This window comes from Pseudomonas sp. MIL19, assembly GCF_028680365.1.
In the GTDB taxonomy this organism is placed as follows: Bacteria; Pseudomonadota; Gammaproteobacteria; order Pseudomonadales; family Pseudomonadaceae; genus Aquipseudomonas; species Aquipseudomonas spirodelae.
Genome location: NZ_JAPPVG010000022.1, coordinates 36951 through 56856, shown reverse-complemented (window position 1 = coordinate 56856; position 19906 = coordinate 36951). Strand labels below are relative to the sequence as shown.

At 60.2% G+C, this 19906-nt stretch carries 18 protein-coding genes; 15 read left to right on the top strand and 3 right to left on the bottom strand.

Translation table 11 applies throughout. The features are described 5' to 3' along the window. Positions 1-119: 119 nt before the first annotated feature. Entirely contained in the window at positions 120-1388 is a 1269-nt protein-coding gene (locus N1078_RS14295) for a uracil-xanthine permease family protein (protein WP_274088833.1), read from the bottom strand. 3 nt (positions 1389-1391) lie between these two features. Then, a complete protein-coding gene (gene upp / locus N1078_RS14290) occupies positions 1392-2030 on the bottom strand; it encodes a uracil phosphoribosyltransferase (RefSeq protein WP_274088832.1) in 639 nt (212 codons plus the stop codon). Between the two features lie 259 nt (positions 2031-2289). Here upp and N1078_RS14285 point away from each other — a divergent pair, with 259 nt between their 5' ends. Continuing rightward, a complete protein-coding gene (locus N1078_RS14285; protein WP_274088831.1) occupies positions 2290-2847 on the top strand; it encodes a hypoxanthine-guanine phosphoribosyltransferase in 558 nt (185 codons plus the stop codon). 5 nt (positions 2848-2852) lie between these two features. Next, on the top strand, positions 2853-3326 hold the full coding sequence (locus tag N1078_RS14280; protein ID WP_274088830.1) for a WbuC family cupin fold metalloprotein: 474 nt from the start codon (positions 2853-2855) through the stop codon (positions 3324-3326). Positions 3327-3360: 34 nt separating this feature from the next. Here the strand turns inward: N1078_RS14280 and dauA are convergent, their stop codons facing one another. Next, the gene (gene dauA / locus N1078_RS14275) at positions 3361-5085 is read right to left on the bottom strand and encodes a C4-dicarboxylic acid transporter DauA (protein ID WP_274088829.1); all 1725 of its coding nucleotides are present in this window, start codon (positions 5083-5085) and stop codon (positions 3361-3363) included. Positions 5086-5290: 205 nt separating this feature from the next. Here dauA and N1078_RS14270 point away from each other — a divergent pair, with 205 nt between their 5' ends. From N1078_RS14270 to N1078_RS14210, 13 genes are all read left to right on the top strand, one after another. Then, positions 5291-5578, top strand: a complete 288-nt coding sequence (locus N1078_RS14270; RefSeq protein WP_274088828.1) for a PA4642 family protein — start codon at positions 5291-5293, stop codon at positions 5576-5578. Positions 5579-5742: 164 nt separating this feature from the next. Next, a complete protein-coding gene (locus N1078_RS14265; protein WP_274088827.1) occupies positions 5743-6336 on the top strand; it encodes a TetR/AcrR family transcriptional regulator in 594 nt (197 codons plus the stop codon). Between the two features lie 57 nt (positions 6337-6393). Continuing rightward, positions 6394-7503, top strand: coding sequence for an NADH:flavin oxidoreductase (locus N1078_RS14260; protein ID WP_274088826.1), 1110 nt, complete (start codon positions 6394-6396; stop codon positions 7501-7503). A gap of 175 nt (positions 7504-7678) precedes the next feature. Beyond that, positions 7679-8626 carry an alpha/beta fold hydrolase gene (locus N1078_RS14255; protein ID WP_274088825.1) on the top strand — a complete coding sequence of 316 codons (948 nt, stop codon included), beginning with the start codon at positions 7679-7681 and terminating at the stop codon, positions 8624-8626. Positions 8627-8793: 167 nt separating this feature from the next. After that, positions 8794-9300: a TRAP transporter small permease subunit gene (locus tag N1078_RS14250; protein ID WP_274088824.1), complete on the top strand. Its 507-nt coding sequence runs from the start codon at positions 8794-8796 to the stop codon at positions 9298-9300. Then, on the top strand, positions 9300-10625 hold the full coding sequence (locus tag N1078_RS14245; RefSeq protein WP_274088823.1) for a TRAP transporter large permease: 1326 nt from the start codon (positions 9300-9302) through the stop codon (positions 10623-10625). Before N1078_RS14250 ends, N1078_RS14245 begins: the two co-directional genes overlap by 1 nt. A gap of 205 nt (positions 10626-10830) precedes the next feature. Next, the gene (locus tag N1078_RS14240; RefSeq protein ID WP_274088822.1) at positions 10831-11880 is read left to right on the top strand and encodes a TRAP transporter substrate-binding protein; all 1050 of its coding nucleotides are present in this window, start codon (positions 10831-10833) and stop codon (positions 11878-11880) included. Positions 11881-12183: 303 nt separating this feature from the next. Beyond that, a complete protein-coding gene (locus N1078_RS14235; RefSeq protein ID WP_274088821.1) occupies positions 12184-13557 on the top strand; it encodes a glutamine synthetase family protein in 1374 nt (457 codons plus the stop codon). Positions 13558-13594: 37 nt separating this feature from the next. Beyond that, positions 13595-14983 carry an aldehyde dehydrogenase family protein gene (locus N1078_RS14230; protein ID WP_274088820.1) on the top strand — a complete coding sequence of 463 codons (1389 nt, stop codon included), beginning with the start codon at positions 13595-13597 and terminating at the stop codon, positions 14981-14983. 7 nt (positions 14984-14990) lie between these two features. Then, entirely contained in the window at positions 14991-16160 is a 1170-nt protein-coding gene (locus N1078_RS14225) for an iron-containing alcohol dehydrogenase (protein ID WP_274088819.1), read from the top strand. Between the two features lie 190 nt (positions 16161-16350). Continuing rightward, complete coding sequence (locus N1078_RS14220; RefSeq protein ID WP_274088818.1) at positions 16351-17274, top strand: ABC transporter ATP-binding protein; 924 nt, start codon at positions 16351-16353, stop codon at positions 17272-17274. Further along, positions 17271-18005, top strand: a complete 735-nt coding sequence (locus N1078_RS14215) for an ABC transporter permease subunit (protein ID WP_274088817.1) — start codon at positions 17271-17273, stop codon at positions 18003-18005. Before N1078_RS14220 ends, N1078_RS14215 begins: the two co-directional genes overlap by 4 nt. A gap of 8 nt (positions 18006-18013) precedes the next feature. Continuing rightward, on the top strand, positions 18014-19849 hold the full coding sequence (locus N1078_RS14210; protein ID WP_274088816.1) for a GldG family protein: 1836 nt from the start codon (positions 18014-18016) through the stop codon (positions 19847-19849). Positions 19850-19906 lie beyond the last annotated feature (57 nt).

The following is a 19906-nucleotide window of genomic DNA, read 5'->3' as shown; positions in this document are numbered from 1 at the left end:
TCCAAGTCGCCAGGCTCACCACCACAGTGAACCCGACAGCGCCAGTCACGGCGCTACGCGCCATGCCTGGCGCACCATAAAAAAGCCCCGCAGAAGCGGGGCTTTTTAGTGGATGCGATTTACAGGTCGGGCTCTTCCAGCACGGTTTTGCTGCGCCAGCCTTCGCCGCCGGGCAGCAGCAGGTTGAGCAGCAGTGCCGTAATGGCGCACAGCGAGATGCCAGACAAGGCGAAGTCGCTGTTACCCATGACCATGCCGCCAATGCCGAACACCAAGGTGATCGAGACGATGATCAGGTTGCGCGCCTCGGACAGGTCAACCTGATGGCGGATCAGGGTGTTCAAACCGACCACCGCGATGGAGCCGAACAGCAGGCAGAGAATGCCGCCCATAACCGGTACGGGAATGCTCTGCAGGGCGGTGCCGAACTTGCCGACAAAGGCCAGGCCGATGGCGAAGCAGGCCGCCCAAGTCATGATTTTCGGGTTGTAGTTTTTGGTCAGCATCACCGCGCCGGTCACTTCCGCGTAGGTGGTGTTGGGTGGGCCGCCGAGCAAGCCGGCTGCTGACGTCGCTAGGCCGTCGCCAAGCAACGTGCGGTGCAGGCCCGGCTTCTTGATAAAGTTTTTCCCGGTGACGCTGCCAATCGCGATGACCCCGCCAATGTGCTCAATGGCAGGCGCCAGAGCGACTGGCACGATGTACAGAATCGCCCCCCAGTGCAGCTCTGGGGCGACGAAGGCCGGCAGGGCCAACCAAGGTGCCGCTGCGACTTGGCTGGTGTCGATCACCCCACACAAGGCCGCGACCACGCAGCCGGCGATAATCCCCGCGAGAATCGGCACCAGGCGCAGCAGGCCCCGGCCCATCGCAGCAACCAGCACGGTGGTGATCAGCGCTGACATGGAAATCAGCATGGCAATTTCATACGGAATCAGTTGCGCACTGCCATCACCGGCCTTGCCCATGGCCATATTCACCGCCACAGGCGACAGTGCCAGGCCGATGGAAATGATCACCGGGGCAATCACCACGGGTGGCAGCAGGCGGTCGATAAAACCCGCACCCCTGATCCGCACCACGGCGCTGAGCAGGATATACACCAAGCCGGAGGCGACGATGCCACCGAGTACGGCCGGTAAACCGAACTCGCCTTTGGCGGCGAGAATCGGCGCGATAAAGGCAAAGCTGGAGGCCAGGAAGACGGGCACCTGGCGCCCGGTCACCAGTTGGAACAACAGGGTGCCGATGCCTGCGGTGAACAGCGCAACGTTAGGGTCCATGCCGGTGATCAGCGGCATCAGCACCAGTGCGCCGAAGGCCACGAACAACATCTGCGCGCCAGAAATACCCTGGCGCCAGAGTGGGTCGTTGTATTCATCGCTCATGAATTAGGCGTCCTTCTGCTTGGTGCCGAAGATCTTGTCGCCCGCATCCCCGAGGCCAGGAATGATGTAGCCATGCTTGTTCAGGCACTGGTCGATGGACGCGGTATAAATCGTCACGTCCGGGTGCGCGTCGTTGACGGCCTTGATGCCTTCCGGGGCTGCGACCAGCACCATGGCGCGGATTTCCTTGCAGCCGGCTTTTTTCAGCAGGTCGATGGTCGCCACCATCGAGCTGCCCGTGGCGAGCATCGGGTCGATGATCATCGCCAGGCGCTCGTCGATTTCCGGCACCAGCTTTTCCAGGTAGGTGTGCGCCTGCAGGGTTTCTTCATTGCGCGCCACGCCCACGGCGCTGACCTTGGCGCCGGGAATCAGGCTGAGCACGCCTTCGAGCATGCCAATGCCAGCGCGCAGGATCGGCACCACGGTGATTTTCTTGCCGGAGATTTTTTCCACCTGCACGGTGCCACACCAGCCCTCGATCTCGTAGCTCTCCAGGGGCAGATCCTTGGTCGCCTCGTAGGTCAGCAGTGCGCCGACTTCCTGGGCCAGTTCGCGGAAGTTCTTCGTGCTGATATCGGCGCGGCGCATCAGGCCGAGTTTGTGACGGATCAGCGGGTGGCGGATCTCAAGGATGGGCATGGGCAGGGGTCTCCGGCAGGACGGGCAAAATTCGCGCTTAGATTAATGCATTGGCGCTGCCTCGTGCTGCGCCAAGATGGCCTAATGTCGCTAAATAGCGGCTAATGTGTCGATGATTAGCTGTGCTTGCAGACAATTACCGCAGTTGGTCTGGCCGCACTTGCTCTGTGCGGTGCAGATGCGTACCTTTGCCGGCTTTTATTTTGACGCATCGATCAGCTTTTTGGTCTGAACGTCCCCGCTCCCAAGAGGAAACAGCATGTCCGTCGATCTCGCGCATATCCGCCAAGTCATGGCCGAAGCTGATTGTCTGCACAGCAATGCCGAGGTCGAGGTAGCCATCGACGCCATGGCAGCAGTCATCAACAGTGAGATGGCCGACAGCAATCCCGTGGTGTTCTGCGTGATGAACGGCGGCCTGATCTTCTCCGGCAAACTGCTGCCCAAGCTCAACTTCCCGCTGGAGTTGTCCTACCTGCACGCCACCCGCTACCGCAATGAAACCAGCGGCGGTGAGTTGTTCTGGAAGGCCAAACCGGAAATCTCCTTTATAGACCGTGAGGTGCTGATCATCGATGACATCCTCGATGAAGGGCACACCCTCGGTGCCATCATCGACTTTTGCCGTCATGCCGGCGCCAAGAACGTGCGCATCGCTGTGCTGGTAGACAAGGCCCACGACCGTAAGGCCCGTCCTGACCTTAAGGCTGATTACGTTGGTCTGTCCTGCTTGGATCGCTATGTGTTTGGCTACGGCATGGATTACAAAGGCTACTGGCGCAATGCGCCGGGTATCTATGCGGTTAAAGGCCTCTAAGGCCGATGAGCGGTCCGCGCTTTCTCGATCAGACCCTGTTCGGCGATTTGGCCGAGCAAGCGGCGGCCAGTCCACGGCAGCGCCAGCACCATAACTTTCACCAGATGGAAGAGCCCTGCCACCGCATGGCGGTCGGGCTGCAGCCGGACACCTATATCCCGCCGCACCGTCACCTTTCGGCGGATAAGGCCGAAGCGCTGCTGGTGCTCAAAGGGCGGCTGGGCGTGCTGATCTTCAATGACAGCGGTGAGGTGCTGGATAAGCGCGTACTGGAGGCGTGCGGTGAATGTGTCGGCGTCGACCTGCCGCCTGGGGTGTTTCACGCGCTGGTGGTGCTGGAAGCCGACAGCATTTTGTTCGAGTGCAAAGCCGGGCCCTATAAACCGGTGGATGAGGGCGAACAGGCCAGCTGGGCGCCGCGTGAAGGCGAGCCGGGCGTTGCCGCCTACCAGGCCTGGATGCGCGCGCAATTTATCTAGCCCGGATTGCCTTCGGCTACACCTTTGTTGATTCCTAATCGGCCTGTGGCGCCAGCCAGCGCAGGGCCTTTTCCCGGGCTTGCAGCAGATCGCGCACATAGGCCAGTTGCCCTTCAACGCGCACGATTCCCGCACGGCGTAATTGCAGGCGCACTTGCGGTGTTGGCCCGCTCAATATCAGGCCTACATGCTGCTCGCGGTAGTCGCGCAGTACATTCTCCAGCGCCGCCAGGGCGGTCATGTCCAGCAGCGGCACAGCGCTGATATCGACGATCACCACCTTCACGCCTGGGATAAAACGTCTGAGTACGCTTAGGGCTTTCTCCGCAGCGCCGAAGAACAGCGGGCCGCGAATGGCGTAGGCCAGTACGTTTTCGGGCAGGTCATTAAGCGCCTGATGAAAGTGCTTGGGCAGCGCTTCGGTATCGGTCAGGTCGCTCATGCGCTTGATAAACAGCCCGGCAGCCAGCAGCAGGCCGACGCCGACGGCCAGCACCATATCGAACAACACGGTGAGTATCAGGCAGGTCAGCAGTACCAGTACGTCACTGCGCGGGGCAATACGCAGGGTATGTCGCACATGACGTGGCTCGCTCATGTTCCACGCCACCATCAACAGCAAGGCCGCCAGTGCCGCCATCGGCAGGTAGCTGAACAAGGGCGCGAGAAACAGAATGGCGATCAGCACCACGCCGGCGTGTGCGATGGCGGCCAGCGGCGAGTAAGCCCCGGCGCGCACGTTGGCGGCGCTGCGGGCAATTGCGGCGGTGGCGGTGATGCCGCCGAACAACGGCGCGATGAGGTTGCCGATGCCCTGGCCGATCAGCTCACCATTGGGATCGTGTTTGCTGCCGGTCATGCCGTCGGCGACCACCGCACAGAGCAGCGATTCAATCGCCCCGAGCATGGCAATGGCAAAGGCCGGTGCCAGCAGTTGGCGGAACAGCTCGAAGCTCACCGTCAGCGGCTGGCCATCGGCACCGGGCAACTGCCAGGGCCAGACAAAGCTTGGCAGAAACGGCGGAATACCGGGGTGTTGGATGCCATCGAGGCTGTAGCTGAAGCGTTCGCCAAGGGTTGCCACCGGTATCTGCAGGCTTTCCAGTAGCAGGCCGAGCAGTGCGCCAACAGTCAGCGCCACCAGATGCCCGGGTATTTTTGGCACCCAGTGTGTCCAGGTCAGCAATACCACCAGGCACACCAGCGCCACCAGGCAGTCACCCACTTGCAGGCTGGGCAGGGCATGCAGCAGGCCGTTGAGTTGTTCGATGTAATTGTGCGGCTCGCCGGTCAGGCGCAGGCCCAGCAGGTCTTTGATCTGCAGGGTGGCGATGACGATGCCGATGCCAGCGGTAAACCCCAGCGTCACCGGATAGGGGATAAATTCGATCAAGCGTCCGGCGCGCATCAGCCCTAGGGCAATCAGGATCACCCCGGCCATCAGGGTGCACAGCAGCAGGCCGGCGAGGCCGAATTGCTGGGTGATCGGCAGTAGAATCACCACAAAGGCGGCGGTCGGCCCGGAAACGTTGAAGCGTGAGCCGCCAAACAGGGCGGTCAGCGTGCCGGCCACCAGCACCGTATACAGGCCGTGTTGCGGCGCCACGCCGACGGCAATCGCCAGTGCCATGGCCAGCGGAATGGCGATGATGCCGACGGTTACACCGGCGCCCAGGTCGCTGCGCAGGTTTTTCCAGCTGTAGCCGGCGCGCAGGGTCTGGCGCCAGGCAGAGAACAGCGGCGGTAAAGGCAGCGACATAGTGACTCCCTAGAGTCTGTTCTCGTTTGGTTTAGGAGGCTTGGCGCAGTATAGAAGCCGGGCGCAGCGTGCTGTGTTGACCTAAGTCTGCTATTGCCTGGGCGAGGCGCGTGTTAGGCAAAACGGCTGAGTGCATGCGTTGAGCCATTGCCCGCCCCGGGGGTACACTGCCGGCCCCGTGTGGCCTGGTTAGCTGGAGTGAGTGATGCGTAAAGACAAGAAACAGGTGATTGGCGAAGCGATTGGTGACGAGCCGATCAAGCTGTTCCTCAGCGTGGAACCGGCCGATGCCACGCCGCCGTCGCTGCACAAGCTGGTCAAGGCCTACCGCGGCTTGCGTATTGATGACTTCGAGCGGTTTGTTGGGTTCTTCGTTGCTGCCGGCTACGACCTGAATGCTAAAGACGCCCAGGGCAATGACTTTATCGCGCTGATTCAAGATCAACGCTTTGCCGAACCCTACATCGACGTGATCAAAGCCGCTCGCGGCTGACATTGAGTCAGCGCGTACAGCGCTGACTAAGGCTCACGCCTGCTCACAGAGCCGCGATCTGTTCGCGGCTTTGTTGTTTCTAAAACCCGCGCTGCTTCTTGCGGATAATCACGTAAATCAATAGTGCTGGGCGGGGCGAGACGACCGGTCATATTCTTGCCGGCATGAATTCCAGTATCCGACTCGACAAGCGTGACCTGATCCTCGCCAAAGGCGCCGAGGTGATGACCCGTCGTGGTTATCACGGTGCGGGCGTGCAGGAAATTGTCCAGGCGGCGGGGGTGCCCAAAGGCTCCTTCTACCACTACTTCGCCAGCAAGGAAGACTTTGCCCTGCAAGCCTTGCAGCAGGTCTACCAGCCACGCCTGGCGCGTTATGCCGAAGCGCTGGCCAATCCTGCATTGAACCCGCGCGAGCGCATCATCGGTTATTACGCCGAGCTGGTGGAGCACTTCGCCCGTCAGGAACGCCTGGAATATCACTGCTTTATCGGCAGCCTGAGCTTCGAGATGGCCGAGCTGTCACCCGCGCTGGGCCTGCAGGTCGATGCGATTCTGCAGACCTCGGCAGACACCCTGCAGCGCTGCCTTGAGCAGGCGCAGGCTGCCGGTGAACTGCCTGCCCATGAGGATTGCCGCAACCTGGCGAGCTTTATCGCCAATGCCTGGCAAGGCGCTTTGACCCGGCTCAAAGTGGCGAACAACACCCAAGCACTCAACGACTTTATCCAGCGTCTGCAGCTGTTGCTGCGGGTCTGATTTTTTAAAACACCTTGAACTAGACGACCGGTCACCTGCCCGGCCAGAGGAATACTGATGAGCGATCCCGTTAAAGCGTTGTTCCAACCTTTCACCTTGGGCAACCTGGAGCTGCCGACTCGTGTAGTCATGGCGCCGATGACCCGTTCCTTCTCGCCGGGTGGCGTGCCGAATAGCAAGGTCATCGAGTACTACCGCCGCCGCGCTGCAGCCGGTGTTGGCCTGATCGTTACTGAAGGCACTACCGTTGGCCACAAGGCTGCCAATGGTTACCCGAACGTGCCACGTTTCTACGGTGAAGATGCTCTGGCTGGCTGGAAGAAAGTGGTTGAGGCGGTGCACGCCGAAGGCGGCAAGATCGTTCCGCAGCTGTGGCACGTGGGTAATGTGCGCAAGCTGGGCACCGAGCCGGACGCCAGCGTTCCAGGCTATGGCCCGAGCGAGAAAATCAAAGACGGCACGGTCGTGGTTCACGGTATGACCCAGGACGACATCAACGAAGTGATCGCCGCGTTCGCCCAGGCCGCCAAAGATGCCAAGGCCATCGGCATGGACGGCGTGGAAATTCACGGTGCGCATGGTTATTTGGTTGACCAGTTCTTCTGGGAAGGCACCAACAAACGCACCGACCAATACGGTGGCGACCTGGCCCAGCGTTCGCGCTTTGCCATCGAACTGATCCAGGCCGTGCGCGCCGCCGTGGGCCCGGACTACCCGATCATCTTCCGTTTCTCGCAGTGGAAGCAGCAGGATTACAGCGCACGTCTGGTGCAGACACCGGAAGAGCTGGGGGCTTTCCTTAAGCCGCTGTCGGATGCCGGCGTGGATATTTTCCACTGCTCGACTCGGCGCTTCTGGGAGCCGGAATTCGACGGCTCCGAGCTGAACCTGGCCGGCTGGACGCGCCAGCTGACTGGCAAGCCAACCATCACCGTCGGCAGCGTCGGTCTGGACGGCGAGTTCCTCCAGTTTATGGTCAACACCGACAAGGTGGCCCAGCCGGCCAGCCTGGAAAACCTGCTGGAGCGTCTGAACAAGCAGGAGTTCGACCTGGTAGCCGTAGGCCGCGCGCTGCTGGTTGACCCAGATTGGGCGGTAAAAGTACGCGATGGTCGCGAGCAGGACATTCTGCCGTTCAGCCGTGATGCCCTGATGAGCCTGGTCTAACCTTCGCTGGTTTCGTGTGCGTCGCAAAACGGCGCATCACGCCTCAAGCCCCGGCACATCGGGGCTTTTTTTCGTCTGCGAAAAGCGGCGGCGCTGGCCTCTTTTCGCGGCGCGGGCAGGGCGCTGGGCATTGACTACTATTGGCCTTGCTCTGTTTTAACCACAAGGACTCTCCATGAAGCGTTTTGCCACGGTTCTCTGCAGTGTTGTGTTGCTGACGTTAATTGCACTGACCGCTGCGGTTGCCTGGAACTGGGCACCGGATCGCGCGGTGGCTGACCTCAAACCACGCTGGGCCTTGCCGCCTTCGCAGTTCGTGGCCATCGACGGCATGCTGGTGCACCTGCGTGATCAAGGCCCGCGCGATGACCCCGCACCGATTGTGCTGCTGCATGGCACCTCGGCCAGCCTGCACACTTGGGAGGGATGGGTGGCGGCTTTGCAGGATAAGCGCCGGGTCATAAGCCTGGATCTGCCCGGCTTTGGTTTGACCGGACCGTTTCCCGATAATGATTACCGGATTGAGCATTACAGCCAGTTCCTTGCCCACGTGCTGGACCAGTTACAGGTGCCGCGTGCGGTGCTGGCGGGCAACAGCTTTGGCGGCCAGCTGGCTTGGCAGTTTGCCCTCGATTACCCGCAGCGGGTCGAGCGCCTGGTACTGGTGGATGCCGCCGGTTATCCACGCAATGCCACCTCCGTGCCCATCGCTTTTCGTCTGGCGCAGATTCCTGCGCTGGCGCCCTTGATGGCCAATCTGCTGCCCCGGCCGGTGATTGAGGCCAGTGTGCGCAACGTTTATGGCGACCCGAATAAAGTCACGGATGCGCTGATTGATCGCTATTACGAATTGGCCTTGCGCGCCGGTAATCGCGGCGCCCTGCGTCAGCGCTTTATTCAGGCCGAAGGCGGGCGCAATTACAGTCTTATTAGCGAGATCAACACGCCGACCCTGATTATCTGGGGCGGCCGGGATGAGTTGATTCCAGTGGTCAACGCCGAGCGCTTTAAGCGCGATATCAAAGGCAGCCGCTTGGTGCTGTTTGATGAGCTGGGGCACGTGCCCCAAGAAGAGGATCCCGAACGCACCGTGAAGGTGCTGATGGACTTTCTAGAGCGCTAGCGAATCAGGTTAAGCGGCTTAATGCTTTGTATAACGTACTGATATTAATAGTGAAATTACCTTAGGAAGGTCGCTGGCGTGCTTTGTGCTGTCGCTGTTAGCGCCAGTTGGCTTTGGCCAATCATGGTCTAGGCTCTCGGCATAACAATTATTCGGCAGGTAGCGCAATGCCCACGCCAATCAGGCTGTTTGTGAACGCAGTAGAAGCGATCAATCGAGTCGTTGGGCGCTTCGCCATGTACCTGATTTTCGCCATTCTTGGCGTGCTGCTGTACTCCTCAATCAGCAAGACCTTCTTTCTGCCCGCCGCCTGGACCTTGGAGTCGGCGCAGTTTCTGATGGTCGCCTATTTCCTGCTGGGCGGCGCTTACTCCATGCAACTCGACGCCCATGTGCGCATGGACTTGTTCTATAGCCGCTGGTCACCGCGGGCGCGCGCGATCATCGATGCCATCACCATCGGTTTTTTGATTTTTTACCTGGTGTTTTTGCTCTACGGCGGTATTTCCTCCACCCAGTACGCCCTTGAGTACGACGAAACCAGCTACTCGGCATGGTCGCCGCCCATGGCGCCGATCAAGATCATCATGTGCGTCGGTATTGCCCTGATGTTGCTGCAGGCCATCGCTACGTTATTTAAGGACATTGCCGCCGCGCGGGGGGACACGCTGTAATGGAATACGAGCTGATAGCCCTGCTGATGTTCTCCTCGATGATGTTGCTGCTGCTTACCGGCAAACGCGTATTTGGCGCCATCGGCTTTGTCGCCGTGGCGGCGGCCCTGTTGTTGTGGGGCGATGGCGGTTCGGAAATAGCCTTCAGCGCGGCCATGAAATTAATGAAGTGGTACCCGCTGCTGACCCTGCCGCTGTTTGTGTTTATGGGTTACATGCTCTCCGAGTCGGGATTGGCCGACGACCTCTACAAGATGTTCCATGTATGGATGGGGCCGCTCAATGGCGGGCTGGCAGTGGGCACTATTGCCTTGATGGTGGCGATCTCGGCGATGAATGGCTTGAGCGTGGCCGGTATGGCCATAGGCGCCAGTATCGCCTTGCCTGAACTGCTGCGCCGGGGCTACGACAAGATCATGGTCACCGGGGTGATCCAGGCTGGCAGCTCCCTGGGCATTCTGATTCCACCGAGTGTGGTGCTGGTGCTGTACGGCATGATCGCGCGCCAGCCGGTAGGGCAGCTGTGGCTGGCGGGAGTCTTCCCCGGTTTGCTGATGGCTGGCCTGTTTATTCTCTATATCGTCATTCGTTGCCGTTTGCAGCCAGAGTTAGGGCCGGCCTTGCCCGAGGAAGAACGCGGGCAGATCAGTCGACGAGAAAAGCTGTTGTTGCTTAAGGCTGGTATCGCGCCGCTGTTTATCTTTTTTAGCATGACTGGGCTGTTTCTGATGGGCATCACCAGCCTGGTGGAAAGCTCGGCGGTTGGGGCGGCCGCCGCGATGCTGATGGCGCTGGTCAAAGGCCGTTTAAACCGCCGCGTGATGGAAGAAACCCTGCGTAAGACCCTCGGCATCAGCTGCATGTTTATGTGGATCATCCTCGCTGCCCTGTGTTTCGGCGCGGTGTTCGATGGCCTGGGTGCGGTCAAGGCGATTGAGGCGTTCTTCCTCGAAAGCCTTGGGCTAGGACCTTGGCAGGTGCTGATTCTGATGCAGCTGTCATTCATCATCATGGGCATGTTTCTCGATGACACGGCCATGCTGGTGATCGTCGCCCCGCTTTACATTCCGTTGGTCGGTACCCTGGGCTTTGACCTGGTCTGGTATGGCGTGCTGTACACCATCACTTGCCAGATCGCCTATATGACGCCGCCTTTCGGCTACAACTTATTCCTGATGCGCGCCATGGCGCCGCCCGAGGTTTCACTGCGTGATATCTATGTCTCGGTGACCCCCTTCGTGCTGATCATGCTGCTGGCGTTGGTGCTGGTCATGGTCTTTCCGCAAATCGCCCTGTGGTTGCCGCAGTGGCATTACGCGAGGTAAGCACATTTCGTTTCAGCAGTAGGCCCGCGCGGTTGTGCCTGTTGAAGCCTGTGAAGATTGCCACGCCAGGTGCGCGCGCAACCTTCAATGGCTTTGTACGTAAACCCGGTACATGAGGTTGCCTTTCTGAAAACGCTGCCATGCCCGGTTGGGCAAGGCAGTGCGGTTGTATGCCATCTGAATCGACACTTCTGGAGATAACAGCATGAGTACGAGACGCAGTTTTCTGAAAACCGCCGCGGTCGCTACCGGGGCAGCAGGGGCAACGGCGCTGGGTTCGTCGCATATTTATGCGGCCGAGCCAAAGAAAATCATCTGGCGCCTGCAAACCTACGCCGGCCCCGCGCTGGGTGAACATGTGATCAAGCCGTCGATCGATGCCTTCAACAAGGCCGCCAATGGCGAGATGGAAATTCAGCTGTATTACGCCGATCAGTTGGTGCCCACCGGCGAGCTGTTCCGCGCCATGCAGAAGGGCACCATCGATGCGGTGCAGAGCGATGACGACTCGATTGCCGCTCCGGTGGATATTTCAGTGTTCGGCGGCTATTTCCCGTTTGCCACGCGTTACAGCCTGGATGTACCGGTACTGTTCGAAAAATATGGCCTCAATGAAATCTGGGCAGAGGCCTACGGCGAGGTTAAAGGCGTGACCTGGCTCGGAGCCGGCGCCTGGGACCCTTGCCACTTCGCCACCGTGGAGCCGATTACCAAGCTCGAACACCTCAAGGGCAAGCGCATCTTTACCTTCCCTACGGCAGGCAAATTCCTCTCCCGCTTCGGCGTCATTCCGGTCACCTTGCCCTGGGAAGATGTTGAAGTGGCTATGCAGACTGGCGAGCTGGACGGCATCGCCTGGTCTGGGATAACCGAGGACTACACCGTCGGCTGGGCCAACGTGACCAAGTACTTCCTCACCAACAATATCTCTGGCGCTTGGTGTGGCTCCTACTTCGCCAACTCAGATCGCTGGGCAGAGGTGCCCGAACACCTGAAAACCCTGTTCAAACTGTGCATGGACAGCTCCAACTACTACCGTCAGCACTGGTACTGGGGTGGTGAGGCGCAGCTGCGGGTCGAGGGCGGCAAGCTGGAGCTGACGTCCATTGCTGCCGAGGAATGGGCAACCGTGGAAGCCGAAGCGCTGAAGTTCTGGGATGAAATCGCCAAAACCAGCCCACGCTGCGCTCGGGTGGTGGAGATCTTCAAGAAGTACAACGCGCTGATGGCCAAGGCTGGCGCGCCTTATCGCTGATCGCGTCGATACGCCTGCAAGCCACGCCCGCCCCGCAAGGAGCGGGCGTTTTGCTGTGTGCAGGGCGCTGCTTCCTCACCTGCGCTGTAGCGGTAGCCGCGTGCTGCAGTTATTTCCCGTAACCGCCTGCCAACTCGACAATCCTGTACCACACTCATGTGGCTTTTGCCGGCTGTTCTAACAGGCGTTGGGTGGTAGTCGGAGCGCATTGTGCGGTTGTATGGGGGTGCGCTTGAGGCTCTGTTGTTGCCTGTAGGACTGACACCGGATGGTCAGCCATAACAACAAGAAACAGGTGCATTTATGCTCAATCCGCGAGACGTAAAAACCGCCGACGATGCCAGGCGCATTATCGAGGAGCGTGGCCTCAGCCATATCAAGGTTGGGGTGTTTGATAACGATGGGGTTATGCGCGGTAAATACCTCAGCCGCAGCAAATTCTTTTCGGCACTCGACAGCGGCTTTGCCTTCTGTGATGTGGTGCTGGGCTGGGATGTAAAAGACCAACTCTACGACAACGTGCAATACACCGGCTGGCACACCGGCTACCCGGATGCGCCCGTGCGGGTACTGCCGCATACCTGCCGTGAATTACCCTTCGAAAACGGCATGTTGCTGTTTATCTGTGAGTTTGCCGAGGCAGCGGAAAAGGTCTGCCCGCGCGGCACCTTGCGCCGTGTGGTGGAACGCTGCAAAACCATGGGCTTTGATGCCTTTGCCGCGCTGGAATATGAATTTTTCATGTTCGACGAAACCCCTGAATCAGCCCGTGCCAAGGGCTTTCGTGATCTCAAGCCCTTTACCCCGGATTGGTTCGGCTACTCGATGATCCGCAACTCGGTGCATGCCGAGCTTTATCACGAAATTCTTGAAATGGCCGAACGCATGGACTTCCCCATCGAAGGCCTGCACACCGAAACCGGCCCCGGCGTTCTGGAAGCAGCTATCGCCTATGACCGCGCCGCAGATGCGGCGGACAAAGGTGCGCTGTTCAAAACCTTTATGAAGGTGCTGGCCCAGCGCAATGGTCTGATGGCCACCTTTATGGCCAAGTGGTCGGGCAAGTACCCGGGGCAGAGCGGGCATATCCATGTATCCCTGCGTGATCTGGCCAGCGGCAAGTCGGCGTTTTACGACCCCAGCCAGGCGCACAACATGAGCAAGATTCAGCGCCACTTCCTTGCCGGCCAGCAGCGTTTGATGCCGGAGTTTCTGTGCATGGTGGCGCCCACCTTGAACAGCTATCGGCGAATGATTCCAGGTTTTTGGGCGCCCACGGACGCCACCTGGGGCGTGGAAAATCGTACCGCTGCATTACGGGTGATTCCCGGCACCGATAAATCGCAACGTCAGGAATATCGTCTCGGCGCGGCTGATGGGAATCCCTACCTAGCCCTCTCGGTTGCGCTTGGTTCAGGTTTGTATGGCGTGATGCAGGAGTGGGAGCCGACGGAGCCGGTGGTGGGCAATGCCTATGCCGTGAAACACCCGGAAGAGCTGGCCCTGCCGCGTACCCTTTGGGATGCCGCGCAGCGCTTAAAGGGCTCAACAGCGGCTCGCGAACTGTTTGGCGATGAGTTCGTCGAGCACTTCGCCGCCAGCCGTGAGTGGGAAGAGCGCGAATACCGCCGGCATGTCAGCGATTGGGAGCTGGATCGCTACTTCGAAATCATTTAGGTCGCACCCCCATGCGGATCGGGCTACGGAGTATTCAATGAGTAAGTTGCAGTGCATTTCCCCAATCGATGGCTCGGTGTATGTCGAGCGCCATCTGGCGTCCAATCCCGAGATCCAGGCGGCGCTGGTCAAGGCCGAGCTGGCGCAAAAGGTCTGGAAAAATACCCCGCTGGCGCAGCGTATCGCCATCGGCCGCAAGGCGATTGCTGCCTTCGCCGCGAAAGAAGACCAGCTAGCCGAAGAGCTGTGCTGGATGATGGGCCGGCCGATTCGTTATGCCGCAGGCGAAATTCGCGGCTTTGTCGAGCGCGCCAGCTATATGGCCGATATCGCCGAGCAAGCCCTGGCGGATATCAAAGTGCCGGGAAAACCCGGTTTCATCCGCTTTATTCGTCGTGAACCACTGGGTGTGGCGCTGGTGATCGCCCCCTGGAATTACCCCTATCTGACGGCCGTGAACGCGGTGATGCCGGCGCTGTTGGCGGGCAATGCGGTGTTGCTCAAACACTCGGCGCAAACACCGCTGTGCAGCGAGCGAATGGTTGAAGCATTTCTTGAGGCCGGCTTGCCGGAGGGGGTGTTCCAGTACCTGCACCTCAGTCACGGCGAAACCGAGGCGCTAATCCAGGCGCCGACCATCGCCCACGTCGCTTTTACCGGTTCGGTGCCGGGTGGCGCCATGGTCGAGCGTGTGGCGGTGGGGCGCTTCCTCAGTATTGGCCTGGAATTGGGCGGTAAAGATCCGGCCTATGTGCGTGCCGATGCCGATCTGGCCCATGCGGTGGAAACCACAATAGACGGCGCGTTCTTCAACTCCGGGCAGTCCTGCTGCGGCATCGAGCGCATCTATGTGCACGAATCGCTCTATGACGCTTTCGTCGAGCAGGCGGTAGCGCTGGTCAAACAGTACAGACTGGGGCGCTCCGATGATCCAGACACCACCCTCGGTCCACTGGTACGTGCCGAGGCGGCGGACTTCGTCCGTGGGCAGATTCACGATGCCATTGAGCAGGGGGCTGTGGCGCATCTGGTACCAGCCGATTTCGCCCAGGACCACCCCGGCTCTCAATACCTGGCGCCGCAGGTACTGACCAACGCACACCACGGCATGCGGGTGATGACCGAAGAATCCTTCGGCCCGGTAGTAGGCATCCAGAAAGTCAAAAATGATGAAGAAGCCCTGGCGCTGATGAACGACAGCGAGTTCGGCCTGACTGCCGCCATCTTCAGCCGTGACGTGGATGCCGCCATGGCCCTGGCCGATCGGGTAGAGGCGGGCACGGTGTTCCTCAATCGCTGCGACTACCTTGACCCGGCATTGGCCTGGACCGGGGTGAAGAACTCCGGGCGTGGTTGCACCTTATCCAGTGTGGGTTTCGAGCATGTCACTCGACCGAAATCCTTCCACTTCAAAACTCAGTTGTGAGGCGCGCATGGACCTGAATCACTACCGTATGAATTGGAACTACCCGACCTCGGTACGCGTCGGTGTGGGCCGCATCAGTGAACTGCCGGCGGCGTGCCGACAGCTGGGCATGAGCGCACCGTTGCTGGTCACTGACCCTGGCCTGGCTGCATTGCCGATGATCGACCGGGCGTTGTTGCACTGCCGTGATGATGGCCTCAAGGCTGGGTTGTTTAGTGGCATCAAGGGCAACCCCACCGGGCAGAACGTGATGGATGGGGTCGCCGCGTTCAAGGCTGGCGGGCATGACGGGGTAATCGCCTTTGGCGGTGGCTCGGCGCTGGATGCGGGCAAGGCCATCGCCCTGATGGTCGGACAGAATCGGCCGCTGTGGGATTTCGAGGACATCGGCGACAACTGCGAGCGCGTCAATGTCGCGGGCATGGCCCCGGTGGTGGCGGTGCCAACCACGGCCGGCACTGGTTCGGAGGTCGGCCGCTCCTCGGTGATCACTGACGATGCGGCGCATATCAAACGCATCATCTTTCACGCACGCATGCTCCCGGCGCTGGTAATCCTCGACCCAGAATTGACCCTCGGCCTGCCGGCCAAAATCACCGCCGCCACCGGTATGGATGCGCTGTCGCATAACCTGGAAGCCTTTTGCTCACCGCTGTTTCACCCCATGGCCGAAGGTATCGCCCTGGAAGGCATGCGCCTGGTGCAGCAGTACCTACCACGTGCCGTCGCGCAAGGCTCGGATGTAGAAGCGCGTTTGCAGATGTTGGTGGCCTCCAGCATGGGCGCGACCGCATTCCAGCGCGGCCTCGGTGCCATGCATGCCCTGGCCCATCCACTCGGCGCGCTGTACGACGCGCACCACGGTCTGCTCAACGCGGTGCTGATGCCTTATGTGTTGGTGGCCAACCGCGAGCGCATCGAACCGCAGATGGAGAAAATGGCGCGCTACCTGAATCTGCCCAAGCCTGGCTTCAACGCTGTACTGGAGTGGGTGCTGGCGCTGCGTGAACAGGTGGGTATTGCGCACAGCCTGGGCGAGATTGGTATTGATGACACGCGTATCGAGCAGGTGGGGAAAATGGCCGAGGTTGACCCATCCGCCGGCACCAACCCGATTGCCTTCACAGCTGCGCAATACAGCCAGTTATTCACCCGCGCCCTCAACGGCAAGCTCTAGCGCGATACTTTGCTAAGGCCGGCCATGCTGTTGGCTGGCCTTAGAGCGTCGTAGCGAACAGATACATGACCCGCCGGTTCTTCGCTTGCGCTGTCCGCGTGTGACTCCTTATAGTCCGCCGGCACTTAAGCGCCCGGCTTGCGTCAGCAGCGGCTGCAAGCAGGGCCTGTTACCGCAATGGTGAGAGGCCATGATCGAAATAAAAAAACTAACCAAGCGTTTTGCGCAACATACCGCCGTGGATGATCTGTCTTTCAGCGTCCAGCCCGGCGAAGTCCTCGGTTTTCTCGGCCCTAACGGCGCCGGTAAATCCACCACCATGAAGATGCTCACCGGCTTTCTCGCGCCGACGTCAGGCAGTGCCAGCATCCTCGGGTTTGATATCCAGAAAGACACCCTCAAGGCCCAGCAGCAGATCGGTTATCTGCCTGAAGGCGCGCCGTGCTACGGCGACATGACGGTGCGCAGCTTCCTCGAATTTATCGCCGAGGTGCGCGGCTTCAAAGGCGCCGCGAAGCGCGAGCGGGTGGCCAAAGCAGTCGCTCAGGTCGAGTTGGACGCCGTGCTGGAACAGTCCATCGAAACCCTGTCGAAAGGCTTTAAGCGCCGCGTCGGCCTGGCCCAGGCGATTCTGCATGACCCCAAGGTGCTGATCCTCGATGAGCCCACCGATGGCCTCGACCCGAATCAGAAGCATCAGGTGCGCAAGCTGATCCAGAGCCTGGCCCACGACAAGATCGTCATCATCTCCACCCACATTCTCGAAGAAGTCTCGGCCGTGTGCACCCGCGCGGTGGTCATCGCCCAAGGCAAGCTGCTGGCCGATGGCACGCCGCTGGAGCTGGAAAGCCGTTCGCGTTATCACCAGGCCGTCACCCTGGTGGCCGACGAAGCGCTGGATCGGTCGGCCCTGGCAGCACTGCCGGGCGTTGCAGGGGTAGAAGAGAACGCCCTGGAACACAGCCTGAGCATTTTGGCCAAACCGGGCGAAGTGATCTTCCCGCAGGTTAATGCACTGATCGCCGAGCGCGGCTGGCAGGTGCGTGAGTTGAATGTCGAACGCGGGCGGCTGGACGAAGTGTTCCGCAGCCTGACCCGTGGGGAGGTGGTATGAGTCAGCTGTCGGTAATTTTCAAACGTGAGCTGGCGAGCTACTTCGCTACGCCGCTGGCTTACGTGTTTATCCTGATCTTTCTGGTGCTGTCCGGGGTGTTCACCTTCTACCTCGGCGGCTTCTTCGAGAGCGGCCAGGCTAGCCTGGCGCCGTTCTTCAACTTCCACCCCTGGCTCTACCTGTTTCTGGTGCCGGCGATTGCCATGCGCCTGTGGGCCGAGGAGCGCAAGAGCGGCACCATCGAGTTGCTGATGACCCTGCCGATTACCCGTTTCGACGCGGTCACGGGCAAGTTCCTCGCAGCCTGGGTGTTCGCCGGTTTGGCGCTGCTGCTGACCTTCCCGATGATCATCACCGTCAACTACCTGGGTGAGCCGGATAACGGCGCGATCATCACCGGCTACATCGGTAGCTGGTTGCTGGCCGGGGCTTATCTGGCGATTGGCTCGTGCATGTCGGCGCTGGCCAAGAATCAGGTGATTGCCTTCATTCTGGCGGTCAGCGTGTGCTTTCTGTTTATCGTCAGCGGCTTCCCGATGGTGCTCGACGGCTTTAGCGCCTGGGCACCGCAATGGCTGATCGACGCCGTGGCTTCGCTGAGCTTCCTGACCCGTTTCGATGCGATCAGCAAGGGCGTGATTGATATTCGCGACCTGCTGTATTTCCTCACCCTGATCGCGGCCTGGTTGGCGGCGACTGCGGTGGTAATCGACTTGAAGAAAGCTGACTGAGGCCGCCCATGAAAAAGCTGATGGTTTCTAGCGCCGGGCTCGCACTCATAGCCCTGGCGTTTATCGCCTTCAACCTGTTCTCCAGCGTTAGCCTCAGTGGCGTGCGTCTGGATCTGACCGAGCAGAAGCTCTACACCCTCTCTAGCGGCACCGAGCAGATTCTCGCCGAGCTGGACGAGCCGGTGGAGCTGAACTTTTTCTACTCCGACACCGCTACCAAGGACCTGCCGGCCCTGCGCACCTACGCCAAGCGCGTGGAAGAAATGCTCAAGGCCTACCAGCGTGAGGCCGGTGACAAGCTGAAACTGAAGATCATTGACCCTGCACCGTTCTCTGAGGACGAAGACAAAGCCGCTGAATTCGGCCTGCAGGGCATTCCGCTGCAACAGGGCGGAGATTCGATCTACTTCGGTCTGGCCGGCAAAAATGCCGAAGGCCAGACCCAGGTGATCCCGTTCTTCGCCCTGGATCAGGAAGAGTTCCTTGAATACGAACTCAGCCGCCTGGTGCAAAGCCTGGCCAAGCCTGAGCGGCCGGTGGTCGGCGTGCTCTCCGGGTTGCAGGTCAACGGCGGTTTCGACATGGCCGCGCGTCAGCCGATGCCAGCCTGGATGCTGATCGAGGAAATCCGTCAGCTGTTCCAGATCGAAAGCCTTAAGCGTGACGTCGACCTGATTCCTGAGAAGGTCTCGGTGCTGCTGCTGATCCATCCCAAGCAGCTGCCTGAGCAAACCCTCTACGCCATCGACCAGTTCGTCCTGCGCGGCGGCAAACTGCTGACCTTTGTGGACCCGTTCAGCGAGGCCGATACTCAGGCCGAGATGCCGGGTGAGATGGTGGTCGACAAGGCCTCTGATCTGCCTGAGCTGTTCAAAGCCTGGGGCTTGCGCATGGTACCGGATCAGGTGCTCGGAGATGGCTCTTATGCCATGTCCGTGAGCATGGGGCAGGGCCAACGGCCGGTGCGCCATGCGGCTTGGCTGAGTTTGCCAAAGAATGCCCTGGATAAGGACGACATCAGCACCGCCTCGCTGGAAACCATCACGGTGGCCACAGCGGGCATTTTGGAGCCGCTGGAAGGCGCGAAAACCACCTTCACTCCGCTGATCCGCAGCTCGCAGTACGCCATGCCGTTCGATGCCAAGCGCTTCGGCATGCTCAGCAATCCGGAAGAGCTGATCCGCGAGCTTGAACCGACCGGCGAGCGCTACACCCTGGCCGCGCGCATCAGTGGTCCGGCGCAGTCGGCCTTCCCTGAGGGCATCGAAGGGCAGAAGGATGGCCTCAAGCAGGCCGACACGATCAACGTGATTGTCGTGGCCGACACCGACATGCTCACCGACCGCATGTGGGTGCAGGTGCAGGACTTCTTTGGTCAGCGCATCCCCCAGCCGTGGGCCGACAACGCCGGTTTCGCGATCAACGCCCTGGACAACCTGGCTGGCTCCGAAGCACTTATCAGCGTGCGTTCGCGCGGTCGCTTCACTCGGCCGTTCGAGGTGGTAGACGCGATCCAGCGTGAGGCCGAGGTCAAGTTCCGCGAGAAGGAACAGGCTCTGCAGGCGCAGCTGGCGGATACCGAGCAAAAGCTGGCGCAACTGCAGCAGAGCGATGATCCGAGCAAAGTCATGGAGCTCACGCCCGAGCAGCAGGCAGCGGTGCAGCAGTTTGTGCAGCAGAAGTTGGCCATCCGTAAGGAACTGCGCAACGTGCGCTACCAACTCAACGCCGATATTGAAACCCTGGGCGGCACGCTCAAGTTCCTCAATATCGCCCTGGTGCCGTTGCTACTCACCCTGGCTGTGCTGGCGCTGTGGGTGTGGCGTCGACGCCGTCACGGCTGATTTTGTCTGCACCTGCAAAGGGCCGCTCTGAGCGGCCCTTTGTTTTTCTGTTCTGCC

Bases quoted from the DNA above. Each gene is read 5' to 3' on its own strand.
- N1078_RS14265 (WP_274088827.1), top strand. From the start codon at position 5,743: ATGAATTCCAGTATCCGACTCGACAAGCGTGACCTGATCCTCGCCAAA.
- N1078_RS14215 (WP_274088817.1), top strand. From the start codon at position 17,271: ATGAGTCAGCTGTCGGTAATTTTCAAACGTGAGCTGGCGAGCTACTTC.
- N1078_RS14295 (WP_274088833.1), bottom strand. From the start codon at position 1,388: ATGAGCGATGAATACAACGACCCACTCTGGCGCCAGGGTATTTCTGGC.
- N1078_RS14230 (WP_274088820.1), top strand. From the start codon at position 13,595: ATGAGTAAGTTGCAGTGCATTTCCCCAATCGATGGCTCGGTGTATGTC.
- N1078_RS14260 (WP_274088826.1), top strand. From the start codon at position 6,394: ATGAGCGATCCCGTTAAAGCGTTGTTCCAACCTTTCACCTTGGGCAAC.
- N1078_RS14235 (WP_274088821.1), top strand. From the start codon at position 12,184: ATGCTCAATCCGCGAGACGTAAAAACCGCCGACGATGCCAGGCGCATT.
- upp (WP_274088832.1), bottom strand. From the start codon at position 2,030: ATGCCCATCCTTGAGATCCGCCACCCGCTGATCCGTCACAAACTCGGC.
- N1078_RS14245 (WP_274088823.1), top strand. From the start codon at position 9,300: ATGGAATACGAGCTGATAGCCCTGCTGATGTTCTCCTCGATGATGTTG.
- N1078_RS14210 (WP_274088816.1), top strand. From the start codon at position 18,014: ATGAAAAAGCTGATGGTTTCTAGCGCCGGGCTCGCACTCATAGCCCTG.
- N1078_RS14255 (WP_274088825.1), top strand. From the start codon at position 7,679: ATGAAGCGTTTTGCCACGGTTCTCTGCAGTGTTGTGTTGCTGACGTTA.
- dauA (WP_274088829.1), bottom strand. From the start codon at position 5,085: ATGTCGCTGCCTTTACCGCCGCTGTTCTCTGCCTGGCGCCAGACCCTG.
- N1078_RS14250 (WP_274088824.1), top strand. From the start codon at position 8,794: ATGCCCACGCCAATCAGGCTGTTTGTGAACGCAGTAGAAGCGATCAAT.
- N1078_RS14225 (WP_274088819.1), top strand. From the start codon at position 14,991: ATGGACCTGAATCACTACCGTATGAATTGGAACTACCCGACCTCGGTA.
- N1078_RS14270 (WP_274088828.1), top strand. From the start codon at position 5,291: ATGCGTAAAGACAAGAAACAGGTGATTGGCGAAGCGATTGGTGACGAG.
- N1078_RS14280 (WP_274088830.1), top strand. From the start codon at position 2,853: ATGAGCGGTCCGCGCTTTCTCGATCAGACCCTGTTCGGCGATTTGGCC.
- N1078_RS14285 (WP_274088831.1), top strand. From the start codon at position 2,290: ATGTCCGTCGATCTCGCGCATATCCGCCAAGTCATGGCCGAAGCTGAT.
- N1078_RS14240 (WP_274088822.1), top strand. From the start codon at position 10,831: ATGAGTACGAGACGCAGTTTTCTGAAAACCGCCGCGGTCGCTACCGGG.
- N1078_RS14220 (WP_274088818.1), top strand. From the start codon at position 16,351: ATGATCGAAATAAAAAAACTAACCAAGCGTTTTGCGCAACATACCGCC.